We start from the raw sequence: 368 nt of genomic DNA, 5'->3' as shown, positions 1-368 counted from the left end.
TCAAAAATACGTTGAACGTATTGACCAAGTCTTAAAAGAAAATCGCAAGCTCAAGCCTGTTCTAATCACGCTCACAGTTAAAAACGGCTCTAACCTAGCAGAACGCTCTGAACATCTTATGAAGTCATTTAGAACGCTTCTAGAGCGTCGTAGGGACTATGAAAAGAAAGGACGAGGTTTTAATGAGTTCTGTAAGGTTCAAGGTGCTATGTATTCATATGAGAATACATTCAATGAGAAAACAGGCGAATGGCATCCGCATATTCATATGTTTGCACTGGTTGACCAGTGGATTGATAAACAAGAATTTTCAGAATACTGGCACAGTGTTACTGGTGATTCTATGGTGGTTGATGTCCGTAGAGCTA

1 protein-coding gene is annotated in these 368 nt (G+C 39.7%); it reads left to right on the top strand.

The features are described 5' to 3' along the window. A partial coding sequence (locus J502_RS17050) for a protein rep (protein WP_034685359.1) occupies window positions 1-368 on the top strand: 368 nt, incomplete at both ends.

It is taken from the genome of Acinetobacter sp. 1294596 (genome assembly GCF_000582925.1).
Taxonomy (GTDB): domain Bacteria; phylum Pseudomonadota; class Gammaproteobacteria; order Pseudomonadales; family Moraxellaceae; genus Acinetobacter; species Acinetobacter radioresistens.
This window is presented reverse-complemented; position numbering and strand designations above follow the sequence as displayed.